Genomic DNA, 13,733 nt, shown 5'->3' on the forward strand with positions numbered 1-13,733 from the left:
CGTTGCCATGGTGCCGGGAGGATGAACGCGGCGCCGCAGGAGCAGGAAGGCATTACCTGTCGGAGATCACCGACCGGCAGGCGTCCCGTTCCACACCATCGGCAGGGCAGGCGGCCAGTTCCAGGCGCAGCGGCGCCTGCTCCTGCCTGATCGAGGGAACGGGGATGCCGAAGCCTTCCCTTTCCCTGTGCTCCATCGGCCTGGCCTCTTTCAAGGCAGACAGAAAGGCCTTGCGCCACCAGTGCACGTCCTGCTCGGCAATGCGCTGCAGCAGCCGCTGGTGCCGCTGGCGCCTTTCCTGCAGCGGCATCTGCAGGGCCTGCTGCACCACGGCTGCCGTGCCGTGCACGTCGTAGGGATTGACCAGCAGCGCCTCCTGCAGCTGCTCGGCAGCGCCGGCAAAGCGCGACAGCACCAGCACGCCCGGGTCGGCCGGGTCCTGGGCCGCCACGTACTCCTTGGCCACGAGGTTCATGCCATCGCGCAGCGGGGTGACCAGCCCCACGGCCGCCGCGCGGCACAGGCCCGGAATGCCATCGCGCGGCAGGGTCTGGTGGATGTAGCGCACGGGCATCCAGTCCAGCTCGCCGTAGTCGCCGTTGATGGCGCCACACAGCGATTCGAGTTCACGCCGTATGTCGGCATACGCGTCCAGGCCCTCGCGCGTGGGCGATCCGATCTGGATCAGCGTGGCGCTGCGGCGCTGCTCGGGATGGCGGGCCAGCAGCTCCCGGAAGGCGCGCAGGCGCTGCGGCAGGCCCTTGGAGTAGTCCAGCCGGTCTATGCCCAGCAGCAGGCGGCGCTGGGCGTATTCGTGCTTCATGCGCTCGTACATGTCCCGCGCGGCGCCGCCCTGTGCAAGCGCCATGAAACCATCCACATCAATGCCAATGGGGAAGGCGCGGCAGACCAGGCGCTGGCCATGGGCGCGGAATGCGCCGTCGCCCAGGGCCTGGCCGCCCGCCTCCTCGCAGACATAGCGCTCGAAATGCTGCACGTCCTGGCGGGTCTGCAGGCCCACGAGGTCATAGGCAAACAGGCAGCGCATCAGCCATGCATGCTCGGGTATGGCCGCCAGCAGGGTCGGCGGGGGCAGCGGGATGTGCAGGAAAAAGCCGATGCGCTGGCGGCAGCCCAGGGCGCGCAGCTCGGCCGCCAGCGGGATCAGGTGGTAGTCATGCACCCAGAGGATGTCGTCCTCCGCCAGCAGGGGCAGCAGCCGGCGCGCAAGCAGCTGGTTCACGCGGCGGTAGCCGGCCGCAAGGCCCGTGTCGAAGTTCGCCAGGTCCAGCCGGCCATGGAAGACGGGCCACAGCACGCCGTTGCTGTAGCCCGCGTAGTAGCTGTCGTGGTCTGCACGGTCCAGGTCCACCGTGGCCAGCGTGACCTTGCCGGCCTGGGAGCGGTGCACATGGCCGGCAGGCGCGGCCTGGGCACCGTCGTCGGTGACGGTTCCGCTCCAGCCGAACCACAGGCCGCCCGTCTGCCGCAGCGCATCGCCCATGGCCACGGCAAGGCCCCCGGCTGCAGTCCTGCCCGGATCGGCCACGCGGTTGGAGATCACCACCAGCCGGCTCATGGCAGGGCCTCCGCGCAGGTCTGTGCCGCCAGGTGCATGCATGCGCACTGCAGCCAGGCGTGGACGGCCTGCGGGCTGTCCAGCCGGTGGCGGGCCCCGCTTGCGCCTTCGCCCACCTTGATCGCCATGCCGCCGTGCGCCTGCACCACGGCAAAGCCGCTCTCGTCTGTGACATCGTCACCGGCAAACACGGGGGTGCGGCCGGCGAACGGCTCTTCGCGCAGAAAGGCCGCAATGGCGCGGCCCTTGTCCACGCCCGCAGGCCTGACCTCCAGCACGCATTTGCCGTGCAGCAGCTCCAGACCGGGCAGGTGCCGCAGTGCGCGGCTCAATGTATCCAGGCACAGCGCCGCCAATTCTGGCGCGCGCCGGTAGTGCAGTGCGACCGAGGAGCGCTTGCGCTCCACCAGCAGGAAAGGATGATCGGCCGCCAAGGCATTGCACAACTGCAGCACGGTCTCTGGCATGGCCAATGGCTGCGGGTGCAGGCGGCCTGCGGCATCCCGCCGCTGCAGGCCATGCTCGCAGGCGGCGGGCAGATGCAGAGGCGTCAGAAAGTGGTCCAGCACCTCGATCTGACGGCCTGTGACGATGGCCAGCGCGCCATCGAGCCGGCCCTGCAGGCCGGCCAGCAGCGGGAGCAGGGCGGGATCCGGCCGGATGGCGTCCGGTGTCTCGGCCAGGGGCACGAGCGTGCCATCGAAGTCGAGGAACAGCGCGGATCTGCAGGTGGGGAGCGGAGGTGTTTCCATGGAGAGACCAAGGTATCGAGTGCCGGGTCCATCGGCCGTCAGCCGAGCGCTTGTGCGGGGATCGGCCATGCGCCGCAGTCTCTCGATGAAAGCGGTCCGGTCAGCCCATGAGCGCCGGCACCAGGCGCAATATGGCCTCGCCCAGAATGCCCTGCAGGGCTGCGGCCTGCCAGAGCAGGCCCACGTTGTCCAGCGTGGCGCGCGCCCGGGGCTGCAGATGGCCGGACCATGATCGGGCCAGCAAAAAGCCGCCTAGCACCATCATCAGCACGCAGTGAAAGCCCTGGTAGGCCACGATGACGCCCACGGCCGCGCTCCAGCCGTCCGCACGCGGTGAAAGCCCCGCATCCAGATGGCCTGCCAGTGACAGACCAAAGGCCCCCACCGCGCACACCAGGGCCCCCAAGGCGCAGGCACGCAGCAGGCGCTGCCTGTGCGGCCCGTCTCCCAAAGGTGAGCGCGTGCAGTGCCGCAGCAGCAGGGCACTGGCGGCCAGCAGCAGCACGTTGGCCATGGCCCGGGAGGGCGTGGGCAGGGCCGCGCCCGGCGGAGGGCAGACCTCCAGCGCCATCGACAGGTGGATGTAGGCATAGGCGAAGGAGGCGAAGACCGTGAAGTCCACGGTGCACAGGATGAGCACGGCCCACCAGGAATGCGATCGCCTGCCGGCCGGCTGCACGGGCAGGAAGATGCCCGTGGCCACCTCGGCCCGGGGGGCCGGCGCAGTGCGGTCCAGCTGCCAGATCCAGGCCAGCATGGCGGCGATGGCGCCCAGGCCACAGGCAAAGGCCAGCGCCACCCATTCCACGGTCAGCAGCAAAAAGAAGGCGGCCGTGCCCGCTGCGGCCAGCAGCGGCGGCCAGCCGTCGGTGGGCAGGCGCAGCAGTTGCACGGGCCGGGCGCTGCGCGCATCGGTGAGCAGGGTTTCCCGGCCGCCGAAGACGGTGCCGGGCAGCCAGTAGCGGCCTTCCTCCACTTCCTGCGCCAGCGATGGCCGGTCCCACAGCGGCTCGGTACCGCGCACTTCGGGAATGCTGCGCACGCCGTACTCGCGCGGCGGCAGCCATTCCAGCGTGCCTGCGCGCCAGGGATTGCCATGGTCGCGGTCCGGCCGGCGCACGGCCCGGGCCACGTCGATGAACAGCAGCAGCACGCCCAGCGCAAAGATGAAGGCGCCCACGGTGGACAGCAGGTTCAGCCCGTTCCAGCCCAGCGCGTCCGCGTAGGTGTAGACACGGCGCGGCATGCCCAGCAGGCCTGTCAGGTGCATGGGGAAAAAGGCGATGTTGAAGCCGCCGAACAGCAGGGCGAATATCCAGCGCCCCAGCCGCTCGGACAGCGCCGCGCCGTTGAACACGGGCAGCCAGTAGTACAGGGCCGCGAACACGGGGAACACCATGCCGCCGATCAGCACGTAGTGCAGGTGGGCGACGATGAAGTAGCTGTCATGCGCCTGCCAGTCGAACGGAATCACGGCCACCATCACGCCCGTCAGCCCGCCCAGCACGAAGATGAAGTGAAAGCCCAGCAGGAACAGCGTGGGGGTGTCCATGCGCACGCGGCCCTGCCAGAAGGTGGCAATCCAGGCGAAGACCTGAAGCCCGCTCGGAATGGCCACCACGAAGCTGGCGATGGAAGTCAGCAGCAGCGCCGTCAGCCCCAGGCCGGCCGCGAACATGTGGTGTATCCACAGCAGCAGGCTGACCACGCCCACGCCGGCCAGCGCCCAGACCACGGCGCGCTGGCCCACCAGGGGCGTGCCTGCCATGGCGGGCACCATCATGGACACCATGCCGGCCGCAGGCAGGAAGATGATGTAGACCTCCGGGTGGCCGAAGAACCAGAAGAGATGCTGCCAGAGCACCGGGTCGCCGCCGGACTGCGGATTGAAGAAGGGCCAGTCGAAGGCGCGCTCCAGCTCCAGCAGCGTGGTGGCCGCGATCACGGCCGGGAAGGCGAACACGATCATCAGCGCGCTGACCAGGGTGGCCCAGGCGAACACCGGCATCCGGCCCAGCGTCATGCCCGGTGCGCGCGTGAAGAGGATGCCGACGATCAGCTCTATGGCGCCCGCAATCGCCGAGATTTCGATGAAGCCGATGCCCAGCAGCCAGAAGTCCGCGCCGATGCCGGGCGAGTACTGCTTGTTCGTGAGCGGCGGGTACATGAACCAGCCGCCATCGGGCGACACGCCCCAGAAGATGGTGCAGAAGAACGCCAGGCCGCCGATCGCATAGGCCCAGAAGGCATAGGCGGACAGCCGGGGAAAGGGCAGGTCCCGGGCGCCCAGCATGCCCGGCAGCAGAAAGACTGCAATCGCCTCCACCACGGGCACGGCGAACAGGAACATCATCACCGTGCCGTGCATGGTGAACATCTGGTTGTAGGTGGCGGCGTCCAGCAGGTCGTTGTCGGGCACGGCCAGCTGCACGCGCATCACCAGCGCCAGGATGCCGCCCAGCACGAAGAACAGCAGAGCCGTCACGATGTAGAAGGCGCCAATCTGCGTGTTGTTCACGGCGCTGAAAATGCGCCAGCCGCGCGGGCGTGCCCAGGCACGCTCCAGTGCTTCGCGCTCGCCGGCGGGGCGGGGCAGGGCGCTGGGAAAGCCGTGCGGCGGGGCAGCATCTATTTCAGGGTGCTCAGCCATGCGGCGATGTCTTCCAGTTCGTGGTCGGGCACACGCCCGGCGCCCGAGGGCATGCGCGCCCCGGCCTTGAGCTGCTGCGTATGGGTGATCCAGGAGCGAAGATTCTGTGGCGTATTGGGCAGGCTGGCGGCGGCCAGCGACAGGCGGCCGCCCACATGGGTCAGGTCCGGCCCCAGGCCGCGCGAGGCCTCGTCGGCCACGCCGCGCACGCGGTGGCAGAAGCTGCAGCGGTGCTTCTCGAAGGCCTGCAGCCCCGGGTGGTTCACGGCAACGGAGGCGGGCCGCGCCTGCCCGGCGGACCAGCGCTCGAACGCCTGCGGCGCCACCACCAGTACGTCGAGCGCCATGCGCGCATGCTGCTCGCCGCAATACTCGGCGCATTGCCCGCGCCAGCGGCCCTCGGCTGTGGGCTGTACCAGCAGGTGCTGCAGACGGCCCGGCACCATGTCCATTTTTCCGCCCAGTGCCGGCACCCAGAAGCTGTGGATCACATCGCCGCTGGCCAGCGCGAAGTACACGGGCCGGCCCACGGGCAGCCGGACCTCGTTGGCCGTCACGAACTCGGCGCCCGTGCGCGGATCGCTGTAGCGTATGTCCCACCACCACAGGTGTGCCGTCACGGTCACCACCAATGCGTCGGCCGGGGGCATGGGGCGCCAGTCGGGGCGGCGGCTTTCTCCGTAGAAGAACAGGGCTGTCAGCACGGCAACGGGCAGGGCGATGCCGCCACCCACCAGCCACAGGCGCACGCGCACCGGGCGCGCGCGGCCCAGTGACAGGGCCAGCAGCAGCATCACGCCCAGCAGCAGCGCCGCCGCGCCCACGGACAGCACGGCACTGAGTTCTCCGAACAAAGCCGCCTGCACGCTGCCCGCATGCAGCGATGACTGGGGGGTGGCGGCTGCCGCGCCGCTCATTGGAGGCTGCCCAGGTAGGCCGCCATGTCGCGCGCCTGCGCGGCCGATACGCCCAGCGACGGCATGGTGGTGGAGGGCACCAGTGCCTGCGGGTGCACGATCCAGGCGCTCAGGATGTCCGGAAGGTTGGGCAGCCGCCCGGCGATATAGCTGCGCCGTCCGAAACCGTCCAGCGGCGTGGCGTCCCGTCCCCGGGCATCGGCCACCCCCGGAATGCTGTGGCAGCTGCCGCAGCGGTACTGGGCCAGCAGGAGCCTGCCGCGCTCGACCGACGCGCTTTCCTCTCCAGCTGCCGCACCGCCGCACGCAAGCCAGAAAGCGGCGCACAGGCTTGCGGCGACTCGCTGGCGCCGGTGCAGGAAGGAAGGGAGCGCCTCGGGCATGGGGAAATTATTCCGCGTCCCCAATCAGGATCTGCTGACATTCGCGCAGCAGGGCAGGTAGGACAATTTCTCATGGCCTCCACCAAGCTGCGCACCGTGGCACTCACGCTTTTGGCCGTTGCCTGCGCGGCAGCGGGGCTGGCTGCCGCCCTGGTGTCCAGCGGCGTCTACAACGTGGCCGCCAATCGCCAGCACCTGAAGCCGGTCTACCAGCTGCTGGACATTGCCATGCGCCAGTCCGTGCGCTACCACGCGCGGGGCCTGGAGCCGCCGCGCGCGGCGGACGAAGCCATGCTGGCGCGCGGTGCGCAGTGCTATCGCCAGCACTGCGTGCAGTGCCACGGCGGCCCCGGCGTGGCCCAGGGGGCGGCGGGCCAGGGCATGCAGCCACTGCCCGGGCCCCTGATCGACGCCACGCAGCGATGGAACGCCGGCCAGCTGTACTGGCTCACGCGCAACGGGCTGAAGATGACGGGCATGCCTTCCTGGGAGTTGCGCCTGTCGGAGGACGATCTCTGGGCGGTGGTCGCCTTCGTGCAGAAGATGCCGCAGCTGTCGCCGCCGCAGTTCGCCGCGATGGCGGGGCAGGACTGGGTGGTGGGCTCCGCAGGACACGCGGGCCGGGACGATGCCTTCCAGCCGTGCAGGCCGCCCGTGCAGGCGCTGCGGCCCGGTGATGCCGTGCGCGGGCAGCGGGCCCTGTACCAGTACGCCTGTGTGGGCTGCCACACGGTGGCGGGCCAAGCCCAGGCCAGCCCGCAGGTGGGGCCGCCGCTGGACGGCATGGCGCGCCGCACCCGCATTGCCGGCGTGCTGGACAACACGCCCGACAACATGGTGCGCTGGCTGGTGCAGACCGACGCCGTCAAGCCGGGAACCGCCATGCCCGCCATGGGGGTCGCCGAGCAGGATGCACGGGACATTGCTGCCTACTTGGCCAGCTTGCGCTAGCGCTGGCTCAACGCTCGGCCTTGATGGAGCCGCGGATGTTGGTGATGGCCAGGCAGGCCTGCAGCGTCACCAGCGCCCAGGCGCCGGAGGACCATCCCCACAGCGCCCACAGCACATTGCTGAGCATCAGGATCCAGAAGCCCACATTGCGCCGCCCGGCGGAACGCGAGCCCACCCACCATGCGCCGATGAGGGAGGCCGCAAAGGCAGGCCACTGGAGCCAATCGGGAATGTCTGGCATGGGTTCTACCTGGATGGAGTGCAGTCAGGCCGCCTCAGTTGCCGGGCCGTGCCGGGTCGTCCTCGTCGATGGAGTGGCATTCCTTGCAGGCTCCGCTTTCGCGCGCGCGGGCGGCCAGGTTGACGTAGAAGGCCGCCACTTGCTGCAGCTGCTCCTCGTCCAGCCCCTCGATGCCGATCATGCGGTTGCTGGCAATCTTGTTGGCTGCCAGCAGTTCGTTGAGCTTCAGGTGCAGGGCCACGCTGTCCTTGTTCTGGCTTTGCTGGATGAGGAACACCATCAGAAAGGTCACGATGGTCGTGCCCGTGTTGATGACCAGCTGCCAGTTCTCCGAGAAGTGGAACATCGGCCCCGCCACGGCCCATACGGCCACGCAGATCAGGGCCACGCAAAAGGCCATGGGCGTGCCGGCCCAGCGCGTCACCCTGCTGGCGAAATGATCGAAGGCCGACAGCAGGCGCGAGTGGTCGGCATACGAGGCACTGCTGGTCTCGGGCATGGAGCCCAGGGCGTCTCCCGGTGTGCGGCGGCTTGGTGTGGAACTTGTGCTTTGCATGGGGGAAAACCGTCCGGAAAAAATCGATCAAGGCTGCTTGCGTACCATCTTCTTGCGCTGCTCGGCATCCAGTCCCGGCGTCTGCCGCATGTCGGTATCCACCTGGCCGGAAACAATGTCGTCATGGGCCTGGCGCATCACCGGATCGGGCGCATCGCTGGTGGCGTCCAGACTCTGGTCGCGCTCGTGCGGAAGGCGCAGGCCTTGCTCGGATGCGTCGGCTGCATCGGATTCACCGGGTGCATGGGGCGCCTTGCCGACCTGTCCGGGCAGCTTGGTCTGGCCATCGCCCGACGGCTTCGCCTGTGTGGGTGCAGAGGACTTGGATGCGGATGGGGTCTTGTCTTTCATGGCGTCTTCCTTTCGTTCGCGGGCCTGCGCAGGCGGCGCTTGGGCCATGGTCTCTTCGCCCGCGCGCAGCCGCCGTGGGACCACGCCGAAAGCACAGGAACGAAAAGATGCCTCGCGCCTGAACGCCGTTCTCAGGCACGTCGTTTGCCCTGTGGGAGACGCCCCACGCCGGCGGGCGCCCATGACCCGCTGCCTGCGCCTTGCGCGCTGCCTAGACTGGAAGTCCGGCCCTGCAGCGATGGGGCCCGGCACCCTAGACAAGGAGCGCGATATGAGCAGCGACAGACAGGAGCCCGGCAAGGGCAAGGTGGAGAACGATCACAACCGCCAGGGCGCGAAGCCGCCCACGCAAAGGAACGAAGGCCAGCGAACGCCCGAAAGCCGCCATGACCGCGAGGCCCATGTCGGCAGCGGCAACCAGGCCCAGACGCGCCAGAACAAGGGCGGCGGACCAGGCGGTGACCGCGGCGCTGGATGAATTGCCGGTTCCTAGCGACAAGGGCACCCTCGGGTGCCCTTTTTTCATGGCGTGCGAGGGTGCATCACCGCCCGTTCTTGCGGTCGCTGGGGCCATTGCGGTCGGACAGGATTTCGGCGGGCGGCCTGAGGCTGCCGCTGTCCGCGCCCTCGGCCTGCCAGGTGCCGCCTTCGCGCTGCGTGTTGCCGCGCGGGTGGCCCATGTCGGTTCCATCGTCGAAGTTCAGCGGGCCGTCCTGCGGCATGTCGTCGAAACGGTGCGCCGAGGCCTCGGCGATGGAATCGGCCACATCCTTTTCCGCGCTCAGGTGCTCGTTGATGTCCTTGCCTTCGGGCAGGTCGGCGCTGGCGTCTTCGCTGCGGTCGATCTGGGGAGTGTCGCTGCCGGTGGCAGCCGTGTTGTTCGGGGTGCGCATGGTGATCTCCAAGGGGGTCCAGCCACCGTGGCCGGGTCATGGACCAAGCCTGCCTGCGCGGGCTTGCGGCGGGGGTGGGCACAGCACTTTCCTGGAGGTAGGAGCGTGCCGATGCGCTCGGATGCAGTCCGATGCGGGAGGGCCGGCAGGCACGCCGATTGCCCTGTGCTTGCCCTGTGCCGGGGTGCGAAAAATGGCCACAGGCCGCTGGCGCGATGTCCGCAAGGGCAGGGCGCTGCGTTCCTACGGCACATGGCCGCAAGCGCGCACGCCGGACGGCCGCCGCGGCCATCAGCATAGGAATCACTTTCAACTGCCAAGGAGCACATTCCATGACGCAATCGAACCCCGCAAACCGTGACCCGCTGTCCGACGCACCCGGCGCGCACCCGGTGGGCACCGGCATAGGCGCAGCAGGCGGCGCCGTCACCGGCGCTGCATTCGGCGCAATGGGCGGCCCCATCGGCGCTGCCGTGGGCGGCGTGGCCGGTGCCGTGGTCGGCGGGCTGGCCGGCAAGGGTGCAGCCGAGGCCGTGAACCCCACGGTTGAAGATGCCTACTGGCGCGATGCCTACCAGAGCGAGCCCTATTACGTGGCTGGCCGCAGCTACGAGGAATACCGTCCCGCCTACGAGCTGGGCTGGAACGCTGCCGCCGCACGCCGCGATGCCGACTTCGATGCCTTCGACGCCGAGTGGGAGCGCGAATGGACCACCCGCCGTGGCGCCAGCCATCTGGACTGGGACCAGGCCCGGCCCGCAGCCCGCGCCGCCTGGGCGCGCGCAGGCAGCCGTGATGTCCGTGACGAGACGGGCACCATCGTCGCCCCCGCCTATACGGGCGATATCGACAACGACGATGTGGTGGACGTGCTCAACGACCTGCTTGAATCCTGCCGCGATGGCGAGTACGGCTTCCGCACCTCCTCCGAGAACGCCGACTCGCCCGACCTCAAGGCCCTGTTCATGCGCCATTCCACCGAGTGCGGTGTTGCCGCGCGGGAGCTGGAAGCGGAAATCCGCAGGCTCGGCGGAGAGCCGGCATCGGGCGGCACGGTGGCCGGCGCGCTGCACCGGGGCTGGGTGTCCGTGAAGACGGCCCTGACCTCGCAGGACGACAAGGCGGTGCTGGAGGAATGCGAGCGCGGCGAGGACTCCGCCCTCGCCCAGTACCGCAAGGCGCTCAAGCAACCGCTGCCACCGGCCGTGCGCGTGGTGGTGGAGCGCCAGGCACAGGGTGCCCAGCGCAACCACGATGAAGTGCGCGACCTGCGCGACCGTTACCGCAGCGCAGCCTGACCGCGCATCCCGCGCACCGCGCGGGCCACGGAATCGTCAGCCGCCCACGCCATAGGGCGCAAAGCGGCTGGCGTTCTCATCCACATGCAGCGCCTTTCCCACATAGGGAAAGGCGCGCTGCGTGCACTGGTCGCGTTCGCAGACCTTGCAGCCCATGCCGATGGGCGTGGCCGATTCCGGGTCGCCCAGGTCCAGCCCCTTGGCATAGACCAGGCGCGCGGCATGGCGTATGTCGCAGCCCAGGCCGATGGAGAAGGTCTTGCGCGGCGAACCATAGCCGCGCTGCCCATGCGAGACCGAGCGTGCAATCCACAGGTAGCGCCGCCCGTCGGGCATGCTGGCGAGCTGGCGCAGCACCTGGTCGGGCTGGCCGAAGGCCTCGTACACCGTCCACAGCGGGCAGGTGCCGCCCGTGCGGCTGAAGTGGAAATGCGTGGCCGACTGGCGCTTGGAGATATTGCCCGCGCGGTCCACGCGCACGAAGAAGAAGGGCACGCCCGGCGCGCCCGGCCGCTGCAGCGTGCTCAGGCGGTGGCAGACGGTTTCAAAGCCCACCCCAAAGCGCTGGCCCAGCAGGTCGATGTCGTAGCGCAACTGCTCGGCCGCCTCCAGGAACAGGTCGTAGGGCAGCAGCAGCGCACCCGCAAAGTAGTTGGCCAGGCCCACGCGGGCGAGCTTGCATGACGCCGGATCGCCCTGGAAGGCGGCGGTGGCGATCAGCCGGTCCAGCGTCTCGCCCATCTCCAGCAAGGCCAGCTGCGTGCCCAGCTGGAAGGCCTGCTGCGCAGGCTCCAGCGCCGAGGACAGCCACAGCGAGCGCGTGGCCGGGTCGAAGCGGCGCTGGCTTTGCCGGGAGTCTTCCGAGCGATGCACCTGAACACCGTGGCGCTGCTGCAGCCGCCGGACCAGCCAGTCCGCCAGATGGCCCGGGTCCGCGCGCTCCTCGCCGGCCAGGGCCTGGGCCGCGCGGTCCACTTCATCGAAATAGTTCTGGTGCGCAAAGAAGAAATCGCGCACGGCCTCGAACGGCATGGTGCGCGCCACCGGCATGTCCGAGCGGTCATCGCCCAGCCTGAGCGACATGCTCTCGATGCGCTCCAGGGCTTCCAGATGGCGGCGGTGCAGCGCCATCACCGCACGCCCCAGCGCCGGCATCTGCGCGGCGACTTCCTGCAGCTCGGGCAGGGCAATGGATTCGGGCGCCTCGGCAAGGGCCTCGCGCAGGCCGGCGACCAGGCGCGCTTCCTCGTCTTCCGAGAACTGCTGGATATCGACGCCCAGCGCACGGTTGAGCTTGAGCAGCACCGACACCGTCAGCGGCCGCTGGTTCTGCTCCAGCTGGTTCAGGTAGCTGGGCGACAGGCCCAGCGCGTGGGCCAGGGCGATCTGGGACAGGCCGTGCTCCGCGCGCAGTTTGCGCAGCTTGACGCCCATGAATGTCTTCTTCATGCCTGTTTCCTCGGGTGGCTGTTATTCGCAGAATTCGCAATATCGTGGGATTCGTTTCGCAAGAATTCGCCTTTTCAGCCCTATGGCTGAGGCGCTATTTTGCGTAGATTGCGAAGCATGACAACACCTGCTGGAACCGCCGAGCTGCGCGAACTGGTATTGCCCGCGCTGGCCAACCACCACGGCACGCTGTTCGCAGGCCAGGGCCTGCAGCTCATGGCCAAGGCCGCCTTTCTGGCAGCGCGCAGCCTGGCGCAGCGCGAGGTGGTGATGGCCGCCGTCACCGGCATCGACTTCCTGGCGCCCGTGCCCGTGGGCCACGAGATCGTCCTGCGCGGCTGGGTCAGCCGCGTGGGGCGCAGCTCCATGACGGTCTGCGTCACCGCGTCGGCCCAGGCACCGGGCATTGCCTGCGAGGACGTGCTCAAGGGCCTGTTCGAGATGGTGGCTGTCGATCACAACGGCCTTCCTGCCGCCATTGCCCATTCCTATCTGAACCAGGAGACCCTTCCATGAGTACCACGATCATCGACGCGCCATCTGCGTCAACAGCACCATCTGCGTCCGCATTCAAGCCCAAGAAATCCGTGGCCCTGTCGGGCGTGACCGCCGGCAACACGGCGCTGTGCACCGTGGGCCGCTCGGGCAACGACCTGCACTATCGCGGCTACGACATCCTGGACATTGCCGAGGTCTGCGAGTTCGAGGAAATCGCCCATCTGCTGGTGCACGGCAAGCTGCCCACGCGCCCCGAACTGCAGGCCTACAAGACCAAATTGCAGGCGCTGCGCGGCCTGCCGGCCAGCGTCAGGCAGGCGCTGGAGCAACTGCCTGCCGGCGCCCACCCGATGGACGTGATGCGCACCGGCGTCTCGGCCCTGGGCTGCGTGCTGCCCGAAAAGGACGACCACAACCTGGCGGGTGCCCGCGACATTGCCGACCGGCTCATGGCCAGCCTGGGCTCCATGCTGCTGTACTGGTACCACTGGAGCAATTCGGGCCGGCGCATCGAGGTGGAGACCGACGACGACTCCATCGGCGGCCACTTCCTGCACCTGCTGCACGGCCACCGGCCGTCCGAAGGCTGGGTGCGCGCCATGCACACCTCGCTCAACCTCTATGCAGAGCATGAGTTCAACGCCTCCACCTTCACGGCGCGCGTGATCGCGGGCACGGGCAGCGATATGTATTCGTCCATCGCGGGCGCCATCGGTGCGCTGCGCGGCCCCAAGCATGGCGGTGCCAACGAGGTGGCCTTCGAGATCCAGAAGCGCTACGACACGCCCGACGAGGCAGAGGCCGACATCCGCCGCCGCGTCGATGCCAAGGAAGTGGTGATCGGCTTCGGCCACCCGGTCTACACCGTCAGCGACCCGCGCAACGTGGTCATCAAGGGCGTGGCCAAGCGCCTGTCCGACGAGGCCGGAACCACCCGCATGTACGACATTGCCGACCGGCTGGAAGCGGTGATGTGGGAGGTCAAGAAGATGTTCCCCAACCTGGACTGGTTCAGCGCCGTCAGCTACCACATGATGGGCGTGCCCACGGCCATGTTCACGCCGCTGTTCGTGATCGCGCGCACCAGCGGCTGGGCCGCGCACGTGATCGAGCAGCGCCAGGACAACAAGATCATCCGCCCCAGCGCCAACTACACGGGGCCGGAGGACCAGAAGTTCGTGCCCCTCGATGCGCGCGCCTGAGCCGCCGCTGTCC

General features: G+C 68.8%; 15 protein-coding genes. 5 read left to right on the forward strand and 10 right to left on the reverse strand.

Annotated elements, in window-relative coordinates; genetic code table 11:
• Positions 1-52: 52 nt before the first annotated feature.
• From AC57B5_RS22475 to AC57B5_RS22495, 5 genes are all read right to left on the reverse strand, one after another.
• On the reverse strand, positions 53-1,579 hold the full coding sequence (locus AC57B5_RS22475) for an alpha,alpha-trehalose-phosphate synthase (UDP-forming) (protein WP_496400354.1): 1,527 nt from the start codon (positions 1,577-1,579) through the stop codon (positions 53-55).
• Positions 1,576-2,331 carry a trehalose-phosphatase gene (gene otsB, locus AC57B5_RS22480; protein ID WP_496400355.1) on the reverse strand — a complete coding sequence of 252 codons (756 nt, stop codon included), beginning with the start codon at positions 2,329-2,331 and terminating at the stop codon, positions 1,576-1,578. The genes AC57B5_RS22475 and otsB overlap by 4 nt, the downstream gene beginning before the upstream one ends.
• A gap of 100 nt (positions 2,332-2,431) precedes the next feature.
• Entirely contained in the window at positions 2,432-4,981 is a 2,550-nt protein-coding gene (locus AC57B5_RS22485; RefSeq protein ID WP_496400356.1) for a cbb3-type cytochrome c oxidase subunit I, read from the reverse strand.
• Positions 4,960-5,898 (reverse strand): cytochrome c oxidase subunit II, encoded by a 939-nt coding sequence (locus AC57B5_RS22490; RefSeq protein WP_496400357.1) that lies wholly within the window; start codon positions 5,896-5,898, stop codon positions 4,960-4,962. Before AC57B5_RS22490 ends, AC57B5_RS22485 begins: the two co-directional genes overlap by 22 nt.
• Complete coding sequence (locus AC57B5_RS22495; RefSeq protein WP_496400358.1) at positions 5,895-6,281, reverse strand: c-type cytochrome; 387 nt, start codon at positions 6,279-6,281, stop codon at positions 5,895-5,897. The genes AC57B5_RS22490 and AC57B5_RS22495 overlap by 4 nt, the downstream gene beginning before the upstream one ends.
• Positions 6,282-6,353: 72 nt before the next feature.
• On the opposite strand from AC57B5_RS22495, the gene AC57B5_RS22500 reads away from it, so the two are divergent.
• The gene (locus AC57B5_RS22500; RefSeq protein ID WP_496400359.1) at positions 6,354-7,232 is read left to right on the forward strand and encodes a c-type cytochrome; all 879 of its coding nucleotides are present in this window, start codon (positions 6,354-6,356) and stop codon (positions 7,230-7,232) included.
• A 7-nt stretch (positions 7,233-7,239) separates the two neighbouring features.
• Here the strand turns inward: AC57B5_RS22500 and AC57B5_RS22505 are convergent, their stop codons facing one another.
• Genes AC57B5_RS22505 through AC57B5_RS22515 form a run of 3 tightly spaced genes read right to left on the reverse strand, consistent with a single transcriptional unit; the run spans position 7,240 to position 8,380 of the window.
• Positions 7,240-7,473 (reverse strand): hypothetical protein, encoded by a 234-nt coding sequence (locus tag AC57B5_RS22505; RefSeq protein ID WP_013800488.1) that lies wholly within the window; start codon positions 7,471-7,473, stop codon positions 7,240-7,242.
• Positions 7,474-7,507: 34 nt separating this feature from the next.
• Positions 7,508-8,029: a low affinity iron permease family protein gene (locus tag AC57B5_RS22510; RefSeq protein ID WP_043821626.1), complete on the reverse strand. Its 522-nt coding sequence runs from the start codon at positions 8,027-8,029 to the stop codon at positions 7,508-7,510.
• A 27-nt stretch (positions 8,030-8,056) separates the two neighbouring features.
• Positions 8,057-8,380, reverse strand: coding sequence for a hypothetical protein (locus tag AC57B5_RS22515; protein WP_043821628.1), 324 nt, complete (start codon positions 8,378-8,380; stop codon positions 8,057-8,059).
• Positions 8,381-8,651: 271 nt separating this feature from the next.
• Here AC57B5_RS22515 and AC57B5_RS22520 point away from each other — a divergent pair, with 271 nt between their 5' ends.
• Complete coding sequence (locus AC57B5_RS22520; protein ID WP_013800491.1) at positions 8,652-8,858, forward strand: hypothetical protein; 207 nt, start codon at positions 8,652-8,654, stop codon at positions 8,856-8,858.
• Between the two features lie 64 nt (positions 8,859-8,922).
• Here the strand turns inward: AC57B5_RS22520 and AC57B5_RS22525 are convergent, their stop codons facing one another.
• A complete protein-coding gene (locus AC57B5_RS22525; RefSeq protein ID WP_013800492.1) occupies positions 8,923-9,273 on the reverse strand; it encodes a hypothetical protein in 351 nt (116 codons plus the stop codon).
• 332 nt (positions 9,274-9,605) lie between these two features.
• Here AC57B5_RS22525 and AC57B5_RS22530 point away from each other — a divergent pair, with 332 nt between their 5' ends.
• A complete protein-coding gene (locus AC57B5_RS22530; protein ID WP_012207662.1) occupies positions 9,606-10,571 on the forward strand; it encodes a ferritin-like domain-containing protein in 966 nt (321 codons plus the stop codon).
• Positions 10,572-10,607: 36 nt separating this feature from the next.
• Here AC57B5_RS22530 and AC57B5_RS22535 read toward each other — a convergent pair whose 3' ends face one another.
• Complete coding sequence (locus AC57B5_RS22535; protein WP_496400360.1) at positions 10,608-12,020, reverse strand: short-chain fatty acyl-CoA regulator family protein; 1,413 nt, start codon at positions 12,018-12,020, stop codon at positions 10,608-10,610.
• A 117-nt stretch (positions 12,021-12,137) separates the two neighbouring features.
• Here AC57B5_RS22535 and AC57B5_RS22540 point away from each other — a divergent pair, with 117 nt between their 5' ends.
• Positions 12,138-12,536, forward strand: coding sequence for an acyl-CoA thioesterase (locus tag AC57B5_RS22540; RefSeq protein WP_012207660.1), 399 nt, complete (start codon positions 12,138-12,140; stop codon positions 12,534-12,536).
• Positions 12,533-13,720, forward strand: a complete 1,188-nt coding sequence (prpC, locus tag AC57B5_RS22545; protein WP_496400361.1) for a bifunctional 2-methylcitrate synthase/citrate synthase — start codon at positions 12,533-12,535, stop codon at positions 13,718-13,720. Before AC57B5_RS22540 ends, prpC begins: the two co-directional genes overlap by 4 nt.
• The last annotated feature ends 13 nt before the right edge of the window (positions 13,721-13,733 follow it).

This window comes from Delftia sp. BGA-UO-ETr-SB1 (assembly GCF_059567865.1).